This is a genomic window from Variovorax sp. 10L426 (genome assembly GCF_056395305.1).
The window spans coordinates 328,816-347,699 of the sequence record NZ_JBFTJF010000005.1 but is presented as its reverse complement, the minus strand read 5'-3'; the positions used below and the strand labels follow the sequence as shown (position 1 = coordinate 347,699).

At 64.3% G+C, this 18,884-nt stretch carries 20 protein-coding genes; 15 read left to right on the top strand and 5 right to left on the bottom strand.

Annotated features, from left to right (window positions below; genetic code table 11):
• Positions 1–21: 21 nt before the first annotated feature.
• Positions 22–2,376 (bottom strand): Tex family protein, encoded by a 2,355-nt coding sequence (locus AC1DHL_RS10115; protein WP_478161912.1) that lies wholly within the window; start codon positions 2,374–2,376, stop codon positions 22–24.
• A 177-nt stretch (positions 2,377–2,553) separates the two neighbouring features.
• On the opposite strand from AC1DHL_RS10115, the gene AC1DHL_RS10110 reads away from it, so the two are divergent.
• From AC1DHL_RS10110 to AC1DHL_RS10075, 8 genes are all read left to right on the top strand, one after another.
• Entirely contained in the window at positions 2,554–3,051 is a 498-nt protein-coding gene (locus AC1DHL_RS10110; RefSeq protein ID WP_478161911.1) for a hypothetical protein, read from the top strand.
• A gap of 64 nt (positions 3,052–3,115) precedes the next feature.
• A complete protein-coding gene (locus AC1DHL_RS10105; protein WP_478161910.1) occupies positions 3,116–3,703 on the top strand; it encodes a DUF2239 family protein in 588 nt (195 codons plus the stop codon).
• 143 nt (positions 3,704–3,846) lie between these two features.
• Positions 3,847–5,193, top strand: a complete 1,347-nt coding sequence (locus tag AC1DHL_RS10100; RefSeq protein WP_478161938.1) for an MATE family efflux transporter — start codon at positions 3,847–3,849, stop codon at positions 5,191–5,193.
• Positions 5,160–5,858, top strand: coding sequence for a glutathione S-transferase (locus tag AC1DHL_RS10095; protein WP_478161909.1), 699 nt, complete (start codon positions 5,160–5,162; stop codon positions 5,856–5,858). The genes AC1DHL_RS10100 and AC1DHL_RS10095 overlap by 34 nt, the downstream gene beginning before the upstream one ends.
• A 208-nt stretch (positions 5,859–6,066) precedes the next feature.
• On the top strand, positions 6,067–7,125 hold the full coding sequence (locus AC1DHL_RS10090; RefSeq protein ID WP_478161908.1) for a beta-keto acid cleavage family enzyme: 1,059 nt from the start codon (positions 6,067–6,069) through the stop codon (positions 7,123–7,125).
• Positions 7,126–7,160: 35 nt separating this feature from the next.
• Positions 7,161–8,150: a Bug family tripartite tricarboxylate transporter substrate binding protein gene (locus AC1DHL_RS10085; protein WP_478161907.1), complete on the top strand. Its 990-nt coding sequence runs from the start codon at positions 7,161–7,163 to the stop codon at positions 8,148–8,150.
• Positions 8,151–8,156: 6 nt separating this feature from the next.
• A complete protein-coding gene (locus tag AC1DHL_RS10080; RefSeq protein ID WP_478161906.1) occupies positions 8,157–8,615 on the top strand; it encodes a hypothetical protein in 459 nt (152 codons plus the stop codon).
• Entirely contained in the window at positions 8,612–8,977 is a 366-nt protein-coding gene (locus tag AC1DHL_RS10075) for a hypothetical protein (protein WP_478161905.1), read from the top strand. The genes AC1DHL_RS10080 and AC1DHL_RS10075 overlap by 4 nt, the downstream gene beginning before the upstream one ends.
• Positions 8,978–8,982: 5 nt before the next feature.
• Here the strand turns inward: AC1DHL_RS10075 and AC1DHL_RS10070 are convergent, their stop codons facing one another.
• A complete protein-coding gene (locus AC1DHL_RS10070) occupies positions 8,983–10,050 on the bottom strand; it encodes an AraC family transcriptional regulator (protein ID WP_478161904.1) in 1,068 nt (355 codons plus the stop codon).
• Positions 10,051–10,217: 167 nt separating this feature from the next.
• On the opposite strand from AC1DHL_RS10070, the gene AC1DHL_RS10065 reads away from it, so the two are divergent.
• From AC1DHL_RS10065 to AC1DHL_RS10045, 5 genes are read left to right on the top strand one after another with little or no spacing between them, the layout of a single operon-like run.
• Positions 10,218–11,249 (top strand): amino acid ABC transporter substrate-binding protein, encoded by a 1,032-nt coding sequence (locus tag AC1DHL_RS10065; protein ID WP_478161903.1) that lies wholly within the window; start codon positions 10,218–10,220, stop codon positions 11,247–11,249.
• A gap of 17 nt (positions 11,250–11,266) precedes the next feature.
• Positions 11,267–12,256, top strand: a complete 990-nt coding sequence (locus tag AC1DHL_RS10060) for an ABC transporter permease subunit (protein WP_478161902.1) — start codon at positions 11,267–11,269, stop codon at positions 12,254–12,256.
• Complete coding sequence (locus AC1DHL_RS10055) at positions 12,246–13,355, top strand: amino acid ABC transporter permease (RefSeq protein ID WP_478161901.1); 1,110 nt, start codon at positions 12,246–12,248, stop codon at positions 13,353–13,355. The genes AC1DHL_RS10060 and AC1DHL_RS10055 overlap by 11 nt, the downstream gene beginning before the upstream one ends.
• A gap of 17 nt (positions 13,356–13,372) precedes the next feature.
• Positions 13,373–14,149, top strand: a complete 777-nt coding sequence (locus AC1DHL_RS10050) for an amino acid ABC transporter ATP-binding protein (RefSeq protein WP_478161900.1) — start codon at positions 13,373–13,375, stop codon at positions 14,147–14,149.
• A 53-nt stretch (positions 14,150–14,202) separates the two neighbouring features.
• On the top strand, positions 14,203–15,183 hold the full coding sequence (locus tag AC1DHL_RS10045) for an amidohydrolase family protein (protein WP_478161899.1): 981 nt from the start codon (positions 14,203–14,205) through the stop codon (positions 15,181–15,183).
• Between the two features lie 15 nt (positions 15,184–15,198).
• On the opposite strand, the gene AC1DHL_RS10040 is transcribed toward AC1DHL_RS10045, so the two are convergent.
• Both AC1DHL_RS10040 and AC1DHL_RS10035 read right to left on the bottom strand, forming a co-directional pair.
• Complete coding sequence (locus AC1DHL_RS10040) at positions 15,199–15,597, bottom strand: hypothetical protein (RefSeq protein ID WP_478161898.1); 399 nt, start codon at positions 15,595–15,597, stop codon at positions 15,199–15,201.
• A gap of 122 nt (positions 15,598–15,719) precedes the next feature.
• Complete coding sequence (locus tag AC1DHL_RS10035; protein WP_478102757.1) at positions 15,720–15,938, bottom strand: hypothetical protein; 219 nt, start codon at positions 15,936–15,938, stop codon at positions 15,720–15,722.
• Positions 15,939–16,096: 158 nt separating this feature from the next.
• Here AC1DHL_RS10035 and AC1DHL_RS10030 point away from each other — a divergent pair, with 158 nt between their 5' ends.
• Complete coding sequence (locus AC1DHL_RS10030; RefSeq protein ID WP_478102755.1) at positions 16,097–16,891, top strand: esterase/lipase family protein; 795 nt, start codon at positions 16,097–16,099, stop codon at positions 16,889–16,891.
• 31 nt (positions 16,892–16,922) lie between these two features.
• Here the strand turns inward: AC1DHL_RS10030 and AC1DHL_RS10025 are convergent, their stop codons facing one another.
• Entirely contained in the window at positions 16,923–17,843 is a 921-nt protein-coding gene (locus AC1DHL_RS10025) for an AraC family transcriptional regulator (protein WP_478161897.1), read from the bottom strand.
• A gap of 24 nt (positions 17,844–17,867) precedes the next feature.
• Here AC1DHL_RS10025 and AC1DHL_RS10020 point away from each other — a divergent pair, with 24 nt between their 5' ends.
• On the top strand, positions 17,868–18,788 hold the full coding sequence (locus AC1DHL_RS10020; RefSeq protein ID WP_478161896.1) for a zinc-binding dehydrogenase: 921 nt from the start codon (positions 17,868–17,870) through the stop codon (positions 18,786–18,788).
• Positions 18,789–18,884 lie beyond the last annotated feature (96 nt).

Below are 18,884 nucleotides of genomic sequence, written 5' to 3'. Positions count from 1 at the left end.
GTGCGCCCACCGCCATGACGCCTACTTGCGAAGGCCTTGCAGCTTGGCGAAGGCCGACGCCATTTGCCCAGTCGGCTGCGGCGAGTTGTCGCGGCGCGGACCCTGCTGTCCGCGCCCTGCGCCTTCGAACCGGTTCTCGCGTGGGCTGTCGCGACGCGACGGTGCCGCATCGAGCTTCATCGACAGGCCGATGCGCTTGCGCGCCACGTCGACTTCCATCACCTTGACCTTGACGATGTCGCCGGTCTTCACGACCTCGCGTGCATCGTTGACGAACTTGTGCGAAAGCTGGCTGACGTGGACCAGCCCATCCTGGTGCACCCCAAGATCCACGAAGGCACCGAACTGCGCCACGTTGCTCACCGTGCCTTCGAGCACCATGCCTTCGACCAGGTCCTTGATGTCCTCGACGCCGTCGTTGAAGCGCGCCACCTTGAAATCCGGGCGCGGATCGCGGCCGGGCTTCTCCAGTTCGCCGAGGATGTCCTTGACGGTGATGACACCGAATTTCTCGTTCGCGAAAAGCTCTGGCTTGAGCGTCTTCAGCATCTCCGCGCGGCCCATCAACTCGACCACCGGCTTGCCTGTCTTCTCGATCATTTTCTCGACGACCGGATAGGTTTCCGGGTGCACGCCGGTCATGTCGAGCGGATTCGCGCCGCCGCGAATGCGCAGGAAGCCGGCGCTTTGTTCGAAGGTCTTGGCGCCGAAGCCGCTCACGTCGAGCAACTGCTGCCTGCTTGCGAACGCGCCGTTGGCCTCGCGCCAACGCACCACGGCCTTGGCGACGCTTGCCGACAGGCCGGACACGCGCGACAGCAGCGGCACGCTGGCGGTGTTCAGGTCGACGCCGACGGAGTTCACGCAATCCTCGACGACCGCATGCAGCGTGCGTGCGAGTTCGCTCTGGTTCACGTCGTGCTGGTACTGGCCGACGCCGATCGACTTCGGGTCGATCTTCACCAATTCAGCCAGCGGGTCCTGCAAGCGCCGAGCGATGCTGGCGGCGCCGCGCAGGCTCACGTCGACATCCGGCATTTCCTGCGACGCGAATTCGCTCGCGGAATAGACGGAAGCGCCGGCCTCGCTCACGACCACCTTCTCGATCTTTTGCGGCTCGACGCCCGCCTGGGCGCTCATCTTGGCCAGCAGCTTGATGAGATCGGCGGCCAGCTTGTCGGTCTCGCGGCTGGCGGTGCCGTTGCCGATGGCGATCAGATTCACACTGTGCTTGGCGCACAGCTTACCCAGCGTGTGGAGCGAGCCTTCCCAGTCCTTGCGGGGCTCGTGGGGGAACACGGTGGCGGTCTCGACCAACTTGCCCGTCGAATCGACCACGGCGACCTTGACGCCGGTGCGGATGCCCGGATCGAGGCCCATCACCACGCGCTGGCCGGCCGGCGCGGCCAGCAGCAGGTCGCGCAGGTTGTCGGCGAAGACCTTGATGGCGACTTTCTCCGCCTCTTCGCGCAGACGCGTGAACAGGTCGCGCTCGGTCGACAGCGCCAGCTTGACGCGCCACGTCCAGGCGACGCACTTGCGGATCAGGTCGTCGGCCGCGCGGCCTGCATGGCTCCAGCCCAGGTGCAGCGCGATCTTGCCTTCGGCGATCGAAGGCTTGCCCGGTTCGGGCTCGACCGGCAGCACGAGCTTGGCATCGAGGAATTCCTGCGCGCGACCACGGAACACCGCCAATGCGCGATGCGAAGGCACGCGGCCGATGGGTTCGTCGTAGTCGAAGTAGTCGCGGAATTTCGCGACGTCGGCGTTGTTCTCGTCCTTGCCCGCCATCAGGCTGGACTTGAAGAGGCCCTCGGCCCACAGCCACTCACGCAGCCGCTGCACGAGTGCGGCATCTTCGGCCCAGCGCTCGGAGAGGATGTCGCGGACGCCGTCGAGCACCAGTTGCACGGTGGAGAAATCCAGGCCGTCGGCGGCCGGCTTGACGAATGCCGCGGCCTCATCGGCCGGGTTCAAGGTCGGGTCGGCAAAGAGCTTGTCGGCCAGCGGCTCGATGCCCGCTTCGCGCGCCATCTGGCCCTTGGTGCGGCGCTTGGGCTTGAAGGGAAGGTAGAGGTCTTCCAGTTCCTGCTTGGTCGGCGCGGCGTCGATCGCAGCGCGCAGTTCGGGCGTGAGCTTGCCCTGCTCCTCGATGCTCTTCAGCACCGCCGCGCGGCGATCTTCGAGTTCGCGCAGGTAAGAGAGGCGCACCTCCAGTTCACGCAGCTGGATGTCGTCGAGACCGTCCGTGGCCTCCTTGCGATAGCGCGCGATGAAGGGCACGGTGGCGCCACCGTCGAGCAGGTCGACGGCAGCCTTCACCTGGTGCTCACCGACCTTGATCTCGGCGGCGAGCTGGCGAATGATTTTTTGCATGTCTGAAGGACGTCCCTGGGTCCGGCGCCGCCATCGGGCGCCTTGCGGATAAAGCGGCGAAGTTTGCCATAGGCAAAGTGTGGTCCGGCCCGCATTTCTTCGTGTAATTACTTCGTGTAGCGACTCGCGACGATCGACCGCCGGATCGCCATGTCGGGCCGGCCACAATGGCCCGCAATGCGCTTCCTGAAAAATATCCTGCGGGCGATCTTGACGGCATTGCTGGTGCCGGTGCTGCTGTTCGAGGAATGGGGCTGGGAACCGCTTGCCAAGGTTGGGGCGCTGTTGGCCCGTCTGCCCATCTGGGCGCGCGTGGAAAGCGTCGTGCGAGGCTTGCCGCCATGGGGCGCCGTGCTGGTCTTCTTCTCGCCGATGCTGCTGTTGTTGCCGGTCAAGCTGGCGGGCCTGTTCCTGCTGGCCGAGGGACACGCCAAGAGCGCCGTGATCCTGCTGCTCACGGCCAAGGTGGCCGGGACGGCGATCCTCGCGCGCCTGTTCCAACTCGTCGAGCCGGCGCTGATGCGCATCCCCTGGTTCGCACAGTGGTATCCGCGCTGGAAAGCGTGGAAAGACAACCTGCTTTCCCTCGTGCGGCAAAGCGCGCCTTGGCGTGCAGGTCGTCGCTTGAAGAGCAGCACGTGCCGCTGGTGGCGCAGCATGCGACGGACACCGTGATCCTGAAGAAATTTCATCCGGGTAGATTGCGGATTGCTTTTTGCCCGGGTATTATTCGCGCCCCATGACCCCATCCGCCTCAGAATCCCCTTCCGAATCCCATCTCACGGCCTTCGCGGGCTTCCGGCGCATCGCCTCGGGTCCGCGCTCGCAGGTCATCGCGCAATTGCGCAAGCAATGCGGCCGAACGGACACGGCGCTGCCCTTCGTATTCGACGACGCCACGGGCGAGCGCCTCGATCTCGATCTGCGCGACGAACCCGCCCCCGAGCCGCAAGCTTCGTCATCCGAAGAACAGTCTGCACGCAGCGTCGGGCGCCCGAAGCTCGGCGTCGTCGCCCGCGAAGTCACATTGCTGCCGCGCCATTGGGATTGGCTCGCGCGGCAACCCGGCGGCGCCTCGGTGGCCCTGCGGCGTCTGGTCGACGAGGCGCGCCACGTGCATGCCGACCGCGATGCGAAGCGCGCCGCACGCGAAACCACCTATCGCTTCATGACGGCCATCGCGGGCGACCTGCCTGGCTTCGAGGAAGCCACCCGCGCGCTCTTTGCCGGCGAGCGCGAGCGCTTCGACGAACTCATCGGCCCCTGGCCCGACGATCTGCGGTCGCACCTGCACAAACTCGCCGCCGCGGCCTGGAGCGCCGCATGAAGCCGCCGATCCAGACAGCCGGAACCACCGCCATCGACGCAGACGACATCCAGCACGCGGGCGAAATCGCCGCACCGCCCGCATCGGTCGCCGACCCGGTGCCGCCGCCGATTGCCTCGCACGCCAATCCGCGCGCGGCGGCCATGGCGTCGCGGCCGCTGTGGAAGACCTTCCTTCTGTTCCTCGCGCCGATGCTGCTGAGCAACATCCTGCAGTCGCTGTCGGGCACGCTCAACAACGTCTATCTCGGACAAATGATCGGTGTCGGCGCGCTCGCGGCGGTGTCGAGCTTCTTCCCGGTGATGTTCTTCTTCATCGCCTTCACCATCGGCCTCGGTGCCGGTGCGTCGGTGCTGATCGGGCAGGCCTGGGGTGCGCGCGAGCCCGACAAGGCGCGGGCCGTCGCCGGTACCACGCTCACCGTCGGCGTGCTGTTCGGGCTGTGCGTGGCGCTTTTCGGCGGTGCTTTCACCGAGCCGATGCTGAATCTGCTGGGCACACCGCCGGACATCCTGGCCGACGCCACGAGCTATGCGCGAATCATCCTGATCGCGATGCCCGGCCTCTTCGTGTTCCTGCTGTCGACGGCGATGCTGCGCGGCGTGGGCGACACGGTGACGCCGCTCTACACGCTGATGATCTCCACGCTTCTCGGACTGGTGATCACGCCGGCGCTGATTCGCGGCTGGTTCGGCCTGCCCAAGCTGGGCGTGGCAAGCGGCGCGTGCGCCACGGTGATCGCGTTCGTGGTCGCGACGATCTGGCTGGCCTTTCACCTGAGGCACAAGAAGAGCCCGCTCGCGCCCGATGCCGACTTCGTGCGCCATCTGCGGGTGCGGCCCGCACTGCTCAAGGCTGTGCTCAAGGTCGGCGTGCCCACCGGGGTGCAGATGATCGTCGTGTCGCTGGCCGAAATCGCCCTGCTCTCCTTCGTCAATGCCTACGGCTCGCACGCGACGGCAGCATACGGCGCAGTGAACCAGGTCGTGGCGTATGTGCAGTTTCCGGCGATCTCGATCGCGATCACGGCGTCCATCCTCGGCGCGCAGGCGATCGGCGCCGGTCAGGTGAATCGCCTCGGCGCGATCACGCGCACCGCGCTGCAGATGAACCTCGTGCTCACGGGGTCGCTCGTTGTGCTCGGCTATCTGTTCTCGCGCCCGCTGATGGGCTTCTTCATCACCAGCGAGCCGGTGATCGACGTGGCGCAAACGCTGCTGCACATCATGCTGTGGAGCACGGTGATCTTCGGCATGGGCTCCGCCCTCTCGGGGATCATGCGCGCCAGCGGCTCGGTGCTGGTGCCCACCAGCATCTCGATCTTTTGCATCGCGCTGATCGAAGTGCCGGTCGCGTGGTGGATGAGCCATCGGATGGGTCTCAACGGAATCTGGATCGCGTATCCGGTGGCCTTCACGGCCATGCTCACGATGCAGGCGTGCTACTACCGCTTCGTATGGCGCAAGAAGACGATTCGTCGGCTGATCTGAAATCTTCGGACGCACTGCCCGTCCTGTATTCATTCCGGCGCTGCCCGTATGCCATGCGGGCACGCATGGCGATTGCGGCCAGCGGCCAGCAGTGCGAGCTGCGTGAAGTCGTCCTGCGCGAAAAGCCGGCGGAACTGCTCGCCGCTTCGCCCAAGGGCACCGTGCCGGTGCTGGTCGACGTGGACGGCCGTGTGATCGACCAGAGCCTGGACATCATGCTCTGGGCCTTGCGGCGCAACGACCCGGCGCACTGGTTGCCGACGGATCGAAAGCGGCTCGACGAGACGCTGTCGCTCATTGTCGAATGCGATGGCGAATTCAAGCGGCACCTCGATGGCTACAAGTATCCGGAACGGCAGCCGGACGGCGACGCCTCCGCGCACCGCACGCGCGGCGCTGCATTCCTGATGCGGCTCGATGCGCGATTGCAAGCATCACGCTGCCTGCACGGCGAGCACCCTGCCCTCGCGGATATCGCGATCGCACCCTTCGTGCGGCAGTTTGCGCAAGTCGATGCAACGTGGTTCGATGCGCAGCCGTGGCCACGATTGCGCGAATGGCTTTCGGCGCGATTGAGCGCGCCAGTCTTCGCGCAGGTGATGGACAAGTATCCGCAGTGGCGTGCCGGCGAGCCTGGCATTGCCTTTCCGGCGCGGCAGCTTTGAGCTCGGGTCTCCGAGCCCGACTGGCGCGGGGCAACGCCTGTGTCTTGGCTCGCGATTCTTCCCGCCCAAATTGACAAACTTGTGTCCCAAATAAGCAAGGGCTTGTCGCCGACGCGCCAGATACTGCTTGCATGGGCCCAGCTCCCGAACGGACCGGCACACGCAACCCATTCTCGACATTCACCCTTCAACCCGGAGACCCATCGCCATGAACTTCCTTGACGGCCACCTGTATCCCGAGAACCAGCAGCCGCTGATCATTACCGCCGCGCCCTATGCGCCGGGCTGGATTCCCTCGGACTTCCCGGAAGACATCCCGGTCACGATGGAGGAGCAGATCCAGAAGGCCGTGGATTGCTACGAAGCCGGTGCCACCGTGCTGCATCTGCATGTGCGTGAAGCCGATGGCAAGGGCAGCAAGCGCCTGTCCATGTTCAATGAGCTGATCGCCGGGGTGCGCGCCCGGGTGCCGGAAATGATCATCCAGGTGGGCGGCTCCATCAGTTTCGCGCCCGAGGATGATGGCGCCGCCGCCAAGTGGCTGAGCGATGACACGCGGCATATGTTGGCTGAACTTACTCCGAAGCCCGACCAGGTGACGGTGACCGTCAACACGACGCAGATGAATGTGACGGAGCATGCGGGCATTGATGATTTCAAGGGAGTTTCGCGGGGATTCCCTCACCTCTATGCAACCTACAAGGACATGGTCGTGCCCTCGAATCCCAGCTGGGCCGAAGAGCACATTCGACGCCTGACCGCTGCCGGAATTCAGAGCGAGTTCCAGTGCTACAACATCAACAGCTTTGAAACGATCGAGCGGATGATTCGCCGCGGCGTCTACAAGGGCCCACTGGTGATGAACTGGGTCGCCATCAGCGGCGGCATGGATCAAGCGAACATCTACAACCTGGCCAACTTCCTGCGTGCTGCGCCCGACGGCGCGGTGGTGACGGTGGAGAGTTCGGTGCTCAATGTGCTGCCCGTGAACATGATCGGGATCGCCTTGGGCCTGCATGTGCGGTGCGGCATCGAGGACGTGCTCTGGAACCAGACTCGCACGGGCAAGATGAGTTCGGTCGAGCAGATCAAGCAATTGGTGCGTATCTCTGGCGAATTTGGCCGCCCCATCGCGACAGCGCAGCAGGCACGAGAGATCATGAAGATCGGGGTCTTCTACGAAACGACGGAAGAGACGCTTCAGGCCAATGGCTTCGCGCCCAATCGCAATGGCGGCAACCAGGGATTCCTGCGCAAGCCGACCTGAAGCCTCAGGCACGCGAACCTTCAAGGAAACAATAGATGACTACATCATTGACTCGCAGGGAGCTGGTACTTGGCGCGGCAGCATCTCTGATGAGCAATTTGGCCGGCGCTCAAGGTAGCAACAGCTGGCCATCACGCCCCATTAAAGTCATCGTGCCAGGGGGAGCAGGCGGCGTGTTGGACGCCATGGCGCGAAAACTCTACACCAAGCTTGGGGAAACGCTGGGCCAGCCATTTGTCATAGAAAATCGCTCTGGCGCGAATGGATTGATCGGTACCTCCGCGGTCAAAACCGCCGCACCGGATGGCTATACGCTTTTGCACAGCACAGCCTCATCCATGGTGATGGCTGAGGCCCTGAATCCAGACCTTCCGATTAAAACCTTGCGAGACCTGGAGCCCTTGGCGCTATCTTCCGTAGGTGGTGTGCTGCTTGCAGTGCACTCTTCGGTGCCCGCGAACACGCTCCCCGAACTGGTTGATCTGCTGCGAAGCGATCCCAAAAAATACCAATCGTATGGAAGTTGGGGCGTCGGTTCGAACGGCCACCTGACGATGGAGTGGATCAAGCAACGAACAGGCCTGACCATCAATCACGTCCCCTATAAGACATCACCCGGGTTGCTGACTGACATTGTCTCCGGCGTGATTCCCATCGGCTGGGTGGACGTGGTTTCTCCGCTGGGCTTTATTGCGCAAGGGAAGCTGCGCGGCATCGCATTGTCAGGCACGATGCGCAGCCCCAAACTGCCCGATGTCAAAACGCTTTCCGAGCAAGGCTATCCATTTACCGCCACGGGTTGGCAAGGTGTTTTTGCACCCAAAAATACGCCATCGGGGTTGCTTGAGCGCCTGCATGCGGCCATCAATCATGAATTGGTGCAGCCAGAATTCGGAGAATCCCTTCGCCAGATGAATATCCCGCCTGCAACCCCCGTGAGTCGTCAGGCATTCGCGCAAATGATAGAGAGCGACCTGGTGACCTGGCGGAAGGTCGTCGTGGACGGAAATATCAGGCCGGATTGAGAGACCATGAAGATCGCCTCTCACGTTGACAAGATCAGTCGCCTTCTGCAGCTCCGCGATCGACTCGACCCTCTTGCAGACTTTGAACTCTGGTACTGGACGAGCCTTACCGCGGGAACCAACATGTGGAACGCCTCGCTGCATGCAACAGGATTTACCAGCGAAGATCGCGCTTTTTCCACGATCCCCGGTGTGCACGTCGTACCCCAGAGTGACGGAAGCTGCTGCAGGGAACTGCGCGGTCCGGGGGATGTGAGCCATGTCGGCTGGCCGCCCATTCCTGGCGACATGCCAGAGCCCATCCAGCGCCTGGAGGCAGCATTGCATGCACTGGAAGAACACCGTGATCCTTGCTTGCGCGGAGATCGCACCCCAACCCCAGCGATTGTCGATGACTGCAATCTCGCGCTGTCGCAAGCACTATCCGTCTACGAGGCATTGGTCCCTCAGGGCACACATCCATGACCCCAGGAAATCACCGCGACAAGGCAGAACGAATTGAACGATCGCTTGTCAAGCTCACTGATTCGGATTGGGAAATTCGGATTGAAGCTGCCATGCTTGCAGGTACGCACTGGGTCAACCATGTGCTGCATGAAAGCGGCGTCAGTGAGCCGTCGGAAGACATGGTGCATGCATCCATGTGCACAGTCAGCGTACTTCGCAAGTACAAGCTTGCGGCGCCTGATTTGATCGCACGACTTGAAGAAATCGAGGAACTTCGCCCGCAGTTCGTCCGCGGAGACATGGACGGAGGTGCGGACGCTGCGAACAGAGCACTTGAGTTGCTGGACCTGATCGCAGAACAAGCGCGAAAAATTGCCTGAGGCACCTACAGACGACTGGACGATTCAGTCCCGTATTCGCCGAGAGCGGCCGCATCAGCGGCTTGTTTGCTCCATTGCGAGGCGCTGCAGCCGAAAAGACTGCGGAACCAATGACTGAAGCTGCTGAGCCTGGAGAAGCCCAGCAGCTCGGCCACCTCGCCAAGCGGCAGGTCGCTCTCGCGCAAATGGCGCTTGACCAGATCCGATCGCACTTGGTCGAGCACGCGGCTGAAGGCGAGACCCTCCGCATCGAGTTGACGGTACAGCGTGCGACGATCGACGCGCAGGAGGCGTGCAACCTCCTGTGCACTGCACGTGCCACCAGGCAGCAGTGCCAGGATGATCTGGCGGCAGGCTTCTTGCGCGCTTTCGCTCCGATCCTTCAGGGCCGCTTCCAGGTATTTGCGCGCGAATCCCGCCGACACCTGGTCTCCGGACTCGCGCGGCTTTGACAAGTCGATCGCCATGCAGACCAAGCCGTTGAATTCCTGATTGAACTTGACGTTCCGTCCGAAGAATGCCCGATGTGCGGAGACGTCCTTGGGTGGGCGATGTGTAAAGCAGACTTCAAGCGGTTGCCAATGCGGCCCGATCAATTCGCTCAGCATGCGAAACGTGCCGCCCACAGCGAGTTCCATCGACTGTCGCATCGCCAGCCCGGGGCTTGGCAGCAAGTCTTCCCGGATGATGACCATGCTGGCGGTGTCTTCAACTCGGATCGTCAGCGAGGTGTTCACCAGCTTCAGGTAGCGGCAAAGAGTGTCGAGGGCATCCCTCGGTGTGGGCTCTTCCCTCAGTACGAGGCTGATAGGCCCGAGGGCGGACAGCTTGCGCCTTGCCGCAAGACGCAGCGCCAGATCTTCGGTCTGCGTGGCACGGGCGGTGATTTCCAGCAACTCGCGCGCGGCATCTCTCGAGATCAGCGTCTCAGGGTCTTCGAGCAACTTCGCATGCAACCCCACGGCTCGCATGAACACATGGGGGTCTCGCCCGAGCGACTCCACCAACTCGACGTAGCCGCTCAAGGTGGCGCTGCGCATCAGTCGAGAGAATTGTCTCTTGGGCTCACTCATGAGGCCTATTTTGGCACTGGCCTTGCCCCCGAGGCAGCGTTCCAGATGAGGTGAGCTTGCGCTGAAACGAAGCCGGTTCCACGCCGGACAGGGTTTCTGTGGGTCGGATTCACGGACCTCCGGTGATACCCTGCACCGCGATCCAACAACCCGAAGACAGAGACAACATGCGCATCCCAAGGACCCGGCCGACCGTACGCCAGACATTGCTCGCACTCGCCGCCATTGCCGCATTCTCCGGCGCCGCACACGCCGACGTCCTCGACGATGTCAAGGCGCACGGCGTCGTCAAGTGCGGCGTCACGCTGGCTGCGCCCGGCTTCTCGGCCGAGGACAACGCCGGCAAGCGCGAAGGCTTCGACGTCGACTTGTGCAAGGCCATCGCCGCCGCGACGCTCGGCGACGAGACGAAGATCCAGCTCGTGCCGATGGACCTCAAGACCGCCTTTGCCGGCCTGCCCACCGGCGCGGTCGACGTGCTCACGCACCGCTTCACCTGGACGCAAAGCCGCGACGTGAGCGGTCTCAAGTTCCCGAAGGTGATGTTCTTCGACGGCCAGGGCTTCGCCGTGACCACCAAGTCGAAGGCCAGCAAGATCGCCGACCTGAACAACGCCACCATCTGCACCGCGCAGGGCAGCACGTCGGAACTCATCGTGGCCGACTACTTTCGTGCTCACAAGCTCAAGTACAAGATCGTGACCTTCGCCTCGCAGGAACAGGCGTGGGATGCCTTCGTCGGCAAGCGCTGCGATGCGGCCATCAACGACCGCTCGGGCCTGGCCGCCCGCCTGGCCAAGCTGCCGAACCGCGACGAGTTCAAGGTGCTGGCCGAGACGGTTTCGAACGAGCCCATCGGCCCGATCGTGGCGCAGGGACAGCCGCGCTGGGAAGCCCTCGTGCGCTTCACGATGAACGCCCTGGTGGCGGCTGAAGAGCTCGGCATCACGCAGGCCAATGTCGACGAGCAACGCAACTCGCAGAGCCCGGACGTGCAGCGCCTGCTGGGCGCCACGGGCGACTTCGGCATCAAGCTCGGCGTGAACCCCGACTGGGCCTACAAGGCCATCAAGGCGGTGGGCAACTACGGCGACGTGTGGGACCGCAACGTCGGCCCGAAGACCGCCCTGCGCCTGGACCGCGGCCGCAATGCGCTGGTGGCCAATGGCGGCCTGATGATGGCGATTCCGGTCCGTTGAAGGAACGCGCGCGCAAGATGTCCCGCGCCGTTCTCATGGAACGGCTGCCGGGCTATGTCGGACAGGCCCTGCTCGTGGCCGTGATCGGCTGGCTCGCATGGCGCGGCATCGCCAACTTCCTCGTCAATGCGCACACGCTGGGCATTTCCATCGGCTATGGTTTCCTGCGGACCGAGGCAGGCTTCGAGATCGCCCAGACGCTGGTTCCGTTCGGCCCGGCATCGACCTATGGCGACGCCACCCTCGTCGCGGCGCTCAACACGCTGCTGGTCGTGGCGCTGGCGATCGTGTTCAGCACCTTGATCGCACTCTTCATCGCCTTCGGCCGACTCAGCACGCATCCGCTGGTGCGTGGCGCATCGACTGTCTACGTGGAGGTGTTTCGCAACATCCCCATGCTGCTGCAGATTTTCTTCTGGTACTTCTCCGCGATCGCCCTCCTGCCGGACGTGGGCGACAGCCTGCATCTCGGCCCCGCGTTGCTGAACAACCGCGGGCTGTTCCTGCCGCACCTGATGATGACGGCCACGGGTGGATTCGGATGGGACATCCCCGTCGTCGAAGGCTTCAACGTCAGCGGCGGCTTTGCGCTGTTGCCCGAACTCATCGCGCTGACGCTCGGGCTGTCGATCTACAACAGCACCTTTCTCGCCGAGATCTTTCGCGCGGGCATCCTTTCGGTACCACGCGGTCAGTCGGAGGCCGCGGCCACCGTGGGACTGAGCGGGGTGCGCGCCGCCCTGCTGGTCGTCCTGCCGCAAGCCCTGCGCGTTGCATTGCCGCCGGCCGCCGGGCAGTACCAGACGCTCGCCAAGGCCTCCTCGCTTGCCGCAGCCATCGGCTACCCGGACGTCATGCAGATCGTCGGCGGCACGGTGTTGAGCCAGACCGGCCAGGCGCTCGAAGCCATGGCGCTGGTCGTGGTGTTCTATGCGGCCATCAATCTCACCATTGCATTGGTGGTGAATCTCGCAAATCGCCGTTTGATGAAGCGCCATGGCCGCTGAGATGAGTCGCTTCCTGCGCGAGGTGCCGGTCGCTGCGCGGCCCGTGCCGGCGACCGCGATCCCTGCGCTCACGCGCTGGCGCCGGGCCTGGTTTCCGAGTCCAGCCATGGGCTTGATCTCTTTGCTGCTGCTGGTCGCCTTCGTCCTGGCGGGCTGGCGCTTCCTCGAATGGGCCGTCGTGCATGCGCACTGGACCGGCACCTCCAGCGACGCCTGCCCGGACAGCCGCGGCGCCTGCTGGGCCTTCGTCACGGCGCGGTGGAAGCCCTGGCTGGTCGGCGACTATCCATCGGACCAGTTGTGGCGCGCCTGGGCCTGCTTCGTGGGTTTTGCGCTGTTCTGGACCTGGGTGGTTCGCCGCGCACACGGCGCGAGCCTGCAGCGGGTATTGATGGGCTTCGTGTGGATGCCTGTTCTGTTCTTCCTGCTGTTGCTGGGCGGCGGCATCCTGCCCTTCGTGTCGCCGACGCGTTGGGGCGGCCTGCTGCTCACGCTGGTCGTGACGCTGGCGACATTTGCGACCGCGCTGCCGTTGGGCCTTGCGCTCGCGCTCGGCCGCCGCTCGCGCCTGCCGGTTGTGCGCTGGGTCTGCGCCGCGTTCGTCGAATCCATGCGCTCGGTGCCCTTGCTGGTCGTGCTGTTCATCGCGGCCACCTTGCTGCCGATGTTCCTGCCCAGAGGCTCGAACGTCGACCTGTTCTCGCGCGCGCTCGCCGCTTTCGCGCTGTTCAACGCGGCGATGGCGGCGGAAGTCTTTCGCGGTGGATTGCAGTCCATCGGCAGGGGCCAGTTCGAAGCCGCCACGACGGTGGGCCTGAGCGACTTCATGGCCTTGCGCCTGATCGTGCTGCCGCAGGCCGTGACCGCCGTGGTGCCTGCGCTGGTCAACATCATGATCGCCGTGATCAAGGAAACGACGCTCCTTTCGGTGATCGGCGTCAACGACCTGCTCGGCGCGGTCGAAACGGGCGCCAAGTCGCCCGGCTGGGTGGGCGATGCCAACATCCTGACCTCGGGCCACGTCTTCCTGGCGCTGGCCTACCTTGCCGTCTGCTGGGGGCTCTCGCGCTACAGCCGCCGGCTCGAAGCCTCGCGCTGACCCCATTTGAATCCTCGATGACTCACACGCCCTCCCAAGAAGCGAATGCCACCGCCGTGGTGCGAATGACCGGCATCAACAAGTGGTACGGCGACTACCACGCGCTGCGCGACATCGACCTGCAAGTGACGCCGGGCGAACGCATCGTGATCTGCGGGCCATCGGGCTCGGGCAAGTCCACGCTGGTGCGGACTGTCAACCTGCTGGAGCCCTTCCAGCAGGGGCATCTTCACGTTTGTGGCGTCGACGTCGGCGCCGACGAAATCACGCGCGCCGCACGGCTTGCCGTGAACCGGCGCGTGGGCATGGTGTTCCAGCAGTTCAACCTGTTCCCGCACATGACCGCGCTCCAGAACCTGACTGTCGGACCGGTGTGGGGCATGGGCGTGAGCCGCAAGGAGGCGCAAGAGCGCGCCATGCACTACCTGGAACGCGTGGGGCTGCGCGACCATGCGCACAAGCATCCGGCACAACTCTCCGGCGGCCAGCAGCAGCGTGTTGCGATTGCGCGCACCTTGTGCACGCGGCCGCAGGTGGTGCTGTTCGACGAGCCCACGGCCTCGCTGGACCCCGAAATGGTGAATGAAGTGCTGCAAACCATGGAGGGCCTGGCCGGCGAAGGCATGACGATGATGATCGTCACGCACGAAATGGGCTTCGCACGCCGCGTCGCCGACCGCGTGATCTTCATGGACCAGGGCCAGGTCATCGAGACCGCGCCGCCCAACGACTTCTTCGACCGGCCGCAAAGCGCGCGCCTGCGGTCTTTCCTGGGGCAACTGCTCACGCATTGAGCCTGCTGCGGCGCCCTTCAACCTTCAACCCACACAACGGAGACAAGCAAATCATGACCGTCATCGACGTCCACACCCACATGTTCACCACCCGGTGGCTCGAACTGCTCAAGAAAGAGGGCGGGATCTACAACATCAAGACGCGGCCAGATGGCCAGCAGGAAATCTTTCGTGGCGACACGCCGGTCGTGATTCCGCAGCGCGGCCACTTCGACTATGACTTGCGCGTGAAGCACATGGATGCGGCGGGCATCGACGTGTCCGTGGTTTCGCTCACCTGCCCCAACGTGTACTGGGGCAATGAAGACATCAGCTGCCGCGCCGCCAGAGAGTCGAACGACACGATGGCCGAGGCGCAGACCACCTACCCCGACCGCATTCGCTGGTTCACCTCACTGCCCTGGGAATATCCGCAGCGCGCCATCGAGGAGCTGGAGCGCACCTGCGCCAACGGTGCGGTCGGCGTGATGGTGCTGGCCAACATTGCGGGCCGCAGTCTGACCGATCCGCTCTTCGCGCCGATCTGGGCCGAGATCGACAAGCGCGGCCTGCCGGTGCTGGTGCACCCGACCGACCCGCCGGGTGTCGACATGATGGACATGACCAAGTTCGACCTGAGCTGGTCGGTCGGCTTCATGTTCGACACCACGCTGGCCATCACGCGCATGATCTTCGAGGGCTTCTTCGACCAATACCCCAACCTCAAGATCATCGCCTCGCACGGCGGCGGGACCCTGCCCTACCTGGTCGGCCGCTTCGAGAAAGGCGACGAGGTCGAGATCCCGAGCCGCCGCAAGATGAAGCGCAAGCCCACCGACTACCTGCGCCACATCTACTACGACAGCATCACCTACAACCTGGGTGCGCTGCAGTACCTGATCTCGGTGGTCGGCGCCGAGCATGTGATGTTCGGCACCGACTGGCCGCACCAGGTGCACGACACGAAGGGCGCATTCGCCAACACGGCGAGCCTCCCGGCGGAACAGACCGCGGCAGTGCGTTCGGGCAATGCGCAGCGCATTTTCAAGCTGTAGCCGACTCCGAATCCGCTACCGAGCGAGGTAGTAGGCGGAAAACTCACTGGCGCCATGCGCACACCGCTGGAACCCCGATCGAAGAAGCCAGCGCTCGAATCGGGGGTTCGCGATGTTCTCGACATAGAGGACCCGGGCATTCAGACCGTCGATTCCATCCAGAAAGCGCTGCACCAGGCGCGCAAAGTAGCCTCGGCTGCGAACCTCATCGGCGACGGTGACGTTGCCGAGGCACAGCGCGGGCTCGCCGGGGGTGGAAGGCTTGAACCATGAGTAGCGCATGTACACCTGGAGCACCGGGCTCCTGTACCAGCACGAGACAACGTGCTGTGCGCTGGGTATGCCGGCTTCGAAGTGTGTGAGCCAGGTGAAATAGCTGTCGAGTTCGGTCTCGAGATCGGTCGCGGAATCCATAAGGCATGGTAGCCCGCGTTCAGGCGGACATTTGCGTGCGCGCAACACCGGGGACACCAGGAAATCGGTTTCCTGATGCGGACTTTCCCCCGTAGGAAATAGTCGCGACAGTCCCATTGAATTCACTGCGTTTCGCTCTCCTGGACGACAGGCATCGCGTATTCACGGCCAATCATGCCCCGCGCGAAGAGGTAGTTGCTGCGGGCCCTGTCACCCATGGCGTCGAGATCGACCGCGCCGCGCGCGTCGCAGGGGAATGCCAACGCGCGGCCCTCGTGAAACAGCGACTGGAAACGGATCTCGAATGCCGTTTCGGCGGGCATCGAAGGACTTTTCAGCATGGCGTTCTCCAAAAGGCGATGGGTCTTCCTTTGCATCAATGGTCCTGCGTCCGTGCCGTTGACGCATCCTGCTTGATACTGAGGAACTCGCACATACTGAGGAGCCGGCCGTGAAGAACTGCACGAACCGGCTCTCTACAATGACCGCCGCATCTGAAATGAACTCACCTGCAGTCACACGCCGACCGGTCCGTGCGCCCTCTCGCCTGCTGATGCTCGCCGAGGTCCGCGCCGTGTGGGAAGCCGGCGCCACGATCGCCTTGTGGCCGCTGCTGAAGATCGCGCCGCGCGGCGACGGCCATCCGGTGATGGTGCTGCCCGGCCTGACCTCCGGCGATGGGTCGACGCTCCTGTTGCGCCGCTACCTGAAGGGCCGCGGCTACGAAGTGCACGGCTGGGGCCAGGGGCGCAACTTCGGTCCGCGCGCCGGCGTCGAGGACCGCATGGTCAAGAAGCTGACGGAACTGCACGCGAAGGAAGGCCGCAAGGTGAGCCTCGTCGGCAAGAGCCTGGGCGGCGCCTATGCGCGCTTCCTGGCCAATCGCCATCCCAAGCTCGTCCGCAGCGTCGTGACGCTCGGCAGCCCGTTCAAGGGCAGCCCGCGCGCGACCAACGCGTGGCGCGTCTACGAAGGCCTGAGCGGCCAGAGCGCCGAAGACTCACCGCGCATGAAGCACGTGACGCGCACGCCGCGGGTGCCGACCACGTCGATCTTCAGCCGCACCGACGGTATCGTCGCCTGGCGCTGCAGCATGGAGACCACCGGGCCGAACTCCGAGAACATCGAAGTGATGCTCGGCAGCCACTTCGGCCTCGACACGCATCCCGCCGTGCTTTACGCGCTGGCCGACCGGCTTGCGCAGCCCGAGGGCGAGTGGAAGCCTTTTCAGCGCGGCATGCTCGGGCCGCTGCTGTTTCCCAATCCGTCGCGCGGAATCGTCACGGCCGCCTGACGGAGACCGCGCCTGACCCCGGGGAAGTCGGTCAGGCTGCCTCGAAATGGTTCGGCGAACCGGACGAGATGGCTGAGCCTTGCGCGACACCACTGAGATACTTTCCCGGCGGCTTCCCAAGGGCCTTCTTGAACATGGTGATGAAGGCGCTGACCGATTCGTAACCTAGATCGGCCGAGACTTGCTGCACAGTGGCGCCGGCCGCCAGTTCCCGCAATGCGACGACCAGATGCAACTGCTGGCGCCAACGCCCGAAGGTCAGCCCTGTTTCCTTCACCACGAGACGGGCGAGGCTGCTCTCGCTGAGCGCGACGCGATCGGCCCACTCTGCCAGCGTGCTGCGGTCTGACGGATCGTCTGCCAACGCCGCGGCGATCCGCTTCAGACGCCGCTCGGCGGAAAGCGGGAGATGCAATCGTTGAACAGCCATGCGCGGCAATTCGGCGAGCAGGACCCTGGTCAAGAGTTCGCGCCGCGCGTCGTCGTCATGCGCGCAATCGGACAGCTCGACGATCGCTTCGCGCAGCAACGGCGAAATCGAAAAGGTGCAGCATCGATCCGGCAGCTCGGCGGCTTGCGGTTCGATATACACGAAATAAAGGTGCGCATTGGCAGTGGCCACGTTGCTGTGCTCCATGCCACTCGGAATCCAAACGCCGCAATGCGGCGGAACCATCCAGAGTCCGCTGGGCACGCGACACGTGACACCGCCCGCCAGCGCGAAGACGAGCTGTCCCTTCCGGTGCCGGTGGGCGGCCACCTCCGTCTTGTCTTTGGCAACGTCGATGCGCACGGCAATCGCCGGCGGCGCAGTCGCCTCATCCACGTCCAGATTCGCCCACGGGTAGCGTAGAGGCTGTCTCACGGTTGACGATTTTTGGTGATTGGTTGCGATGATATCTAGATGACTCAATGGGAAGGCTCGATAGGCTTGGGTCTCGCGACTTGCCAATCACCAATCCGGAGGTACGACCGAATGCTCGCCCTGGTAAACAATCCTGAAAGCGCAGGCGCCCTGAGGCTCGCCGAGGTTGACGAGCCTCGGCCTGCGCCGAGCGAGGCGTTGATCGCAGTCCACGCGACCTCGTTGAACCGCGGAGAACTGCGCCTGCTCGCACTTCGCCCGAATGGCTGGATACCCGGCCAGGACGTCGCGGGGGTCGTCGAACGCGCGGCCGCAGACGGCTCCGGGCCCGCTGTCGGCGCCCGGGTGGCCGCCTTGGTCGATGAGGCCGGCTGGGCCGAACGTATCGCCGTTCCAACCGACTGCATGGCCGTGCTGCCGGAGGACGTTGATTTCGCCAGTGCCGCCACGCTTCCCGTCGCGGGTACGACGGCGCTGCGGACCCTTCGCTTCGGCGGTGACCTGGCCAGCCAGCGAGTCCTGATCACGGGCGCCAGCGGCGCGGTCGGACGTCTCCAGATCCAGATCGCCCGACAACAGGGCGCGTCGGTGACAGCGATCGCCGCAGCCCGGCATGCCGCGGATCTCCGCGGCCTTGGCGCCGATCAAGTTGTCGAGTCGATTGAAGTGGCCGAGGGGCCCTTCTCACTGATCGCCGAGTCGGTTGGCGGGGAAAGCCTCGCGCTGGCGATCCAACGGGTCGCCCCTGGGGGAACCATCGTCATGTTCGGATCGAGCAGCGGCGAGCTCACGCCCATCGGGTTCCGCCAGTTCGTTCCGGGTCGCGAGGGCGCGAGGCTTCAGACCTTCGCCTACTACGCCTCCGGTCCGGGCATCGGCACGGACCTCGCCTCGCTGCTCGGGCTGCTCGCGGCCGGCCAGCTCGAAGCGCGGGTGGCTCTGACAGTGCCGTGGCGGGACGTCAGCCAAGCTCTGGACGCGTTACGGCGGCGCAGTATCAGCGGCAAGGCCGTTCTCACCATGACGAGATGAATCATTCGCGCACGCGGCATCGGCAAGTGCCGGGTCGGGCTTCCCCAGGTAGAACTTGAACACCAGGCGCTGCACCAGATTGCCATAGGGCGGATA

Coding starts and splice junctions, on each gene's coding strand:
- AC1DHL_RS10115 (WP_478161912.1), bottom strand. CDS start 2,376: ATGCAAAAAATCATTCGCCAGCTCGCCGCCGAGATCAAGGTCGGTGAG.
- AC1DHL_RS10110 (WP_478161911.1), top strand. CDS start 2,554: ATGCGCTTCCTGAAAAATATCCTGCGGGCGATCTTGACGGCATTGCTG.
- AC1DHL_RS10105 (WP_478161910.1), top strand. CDS start 3,116: ATGACCCCATCCGCCTCAGAATCCCCTTCCGAATCCCATCTCACGGCC.
- AC1DHL_RS10100 (WP_478161938.1), top strand. CDS start 3,847: ATGGCGTCGCGGCCGCTGTGGAAGACCTTCCTTCTGTTCCTCGCGCCG.
- AC1DHL_RS10095 (WP_478161909.1), top strand. CDS start 5,160: ATGGCGCAAGAAGACGATTCGTCGGCTGATCTGAAATCTTCGGACGCA.
- AC1DHL_RS10090 (WP_478161908.1), top strand. CDS start 6,067: ATGAACTTCCTTGACGGCCACCTGTATCCCGAGAACCAGCAGCCGCTG.
- AC1DHL_RS10085 (WP_478161907.1), top strand. CDS start 7,161: ATGACTACATCATTGACTCGCAGGGAGCTGGTACTTGGCGCGGCAGCA.
- AC1DHL_RS10080 (WP_478161906.1), top strand. CDS start 8,157: ATGAAGATCGCCTCTCACGTTGACAAGATCAGTCGCCTTCTGCAGCTC.
- AC1DHL_RS10075 (WP_478161905.1), top strand. CDS start 8,612: ATGACCCCAGGAAATCACCGCGACAAGGCAGAACGAATTGAACGATCG.
- AC1DHL_RS10070 (WP_478161904.1), bottom strand. CDS start 10,050: ATGAGTGAGCCCAAGAGACAATTCTCTCGACTGATGCGCAGCGCCACC.
- AC1DHL_RS10065 (WP_478161903.1), top strand. CDS start 10,218: ATGCGCATCCCAAGGACCCGGCCGACCGTACGCCAGACATTGCTCGCA.
- AC1DHL_RS10060 (WP_478161902.1), top strand. CDS start 11,267: ATGTCCCGCGCCGTTCTCATGGAACGGCTGCCGGGCTATGTCGGACAG.
- AC1DHL_RS10055 (WP_478161901.1), top strand. CDS start 12,246: ATGGCCGCTGAGATGAGTCGCTTCCTGCGCGAGGTGCCGGTCGCTGCG.
- AC1DHL_RS10050 (WP_478161900.1), top strand. CDS start 13,373: ATGACTCACACGCCCTCCCAAGAAGCGAATGCCACCGCCGTGGTGCGA.
- AC1DHL_RS10045 (WP_478161899.1), top strand. CDS start 14,203: ATGACCGTCATCGACGTCCACACCCACATGTTCACCACCCGGTGGCTC.
- AC1DHL_RS10040 (WP_478161898.1), bottom strand. CDS start 15,597: ATGGATTCCGCGACCGATCTCGAGACCGAACTCGACAGCTATTTCACC.
- AC1DHL_RS10035 (WP_478102757.1), bottom strand. CDS start 15,938: ATGCTGAAAAGTCCTTCGATGCCCGCCGAAACGGCATTCGAGATCCGT.
- AC1DHL_RS10030 (WP_478102755.1), top strand. CDS start 16,097: ATGAACTCACCTGCAGTCACACGCCGACCGGTCCGTGCGCCCTCTCGC.
- AC1DHL_RS10020 (WP_478161896.1), top strand. CDS start 17,868: ATGCTCGCCCTGGTAAACAATCCTGAAAGCGCAGGCGCCCTGAGGCTC.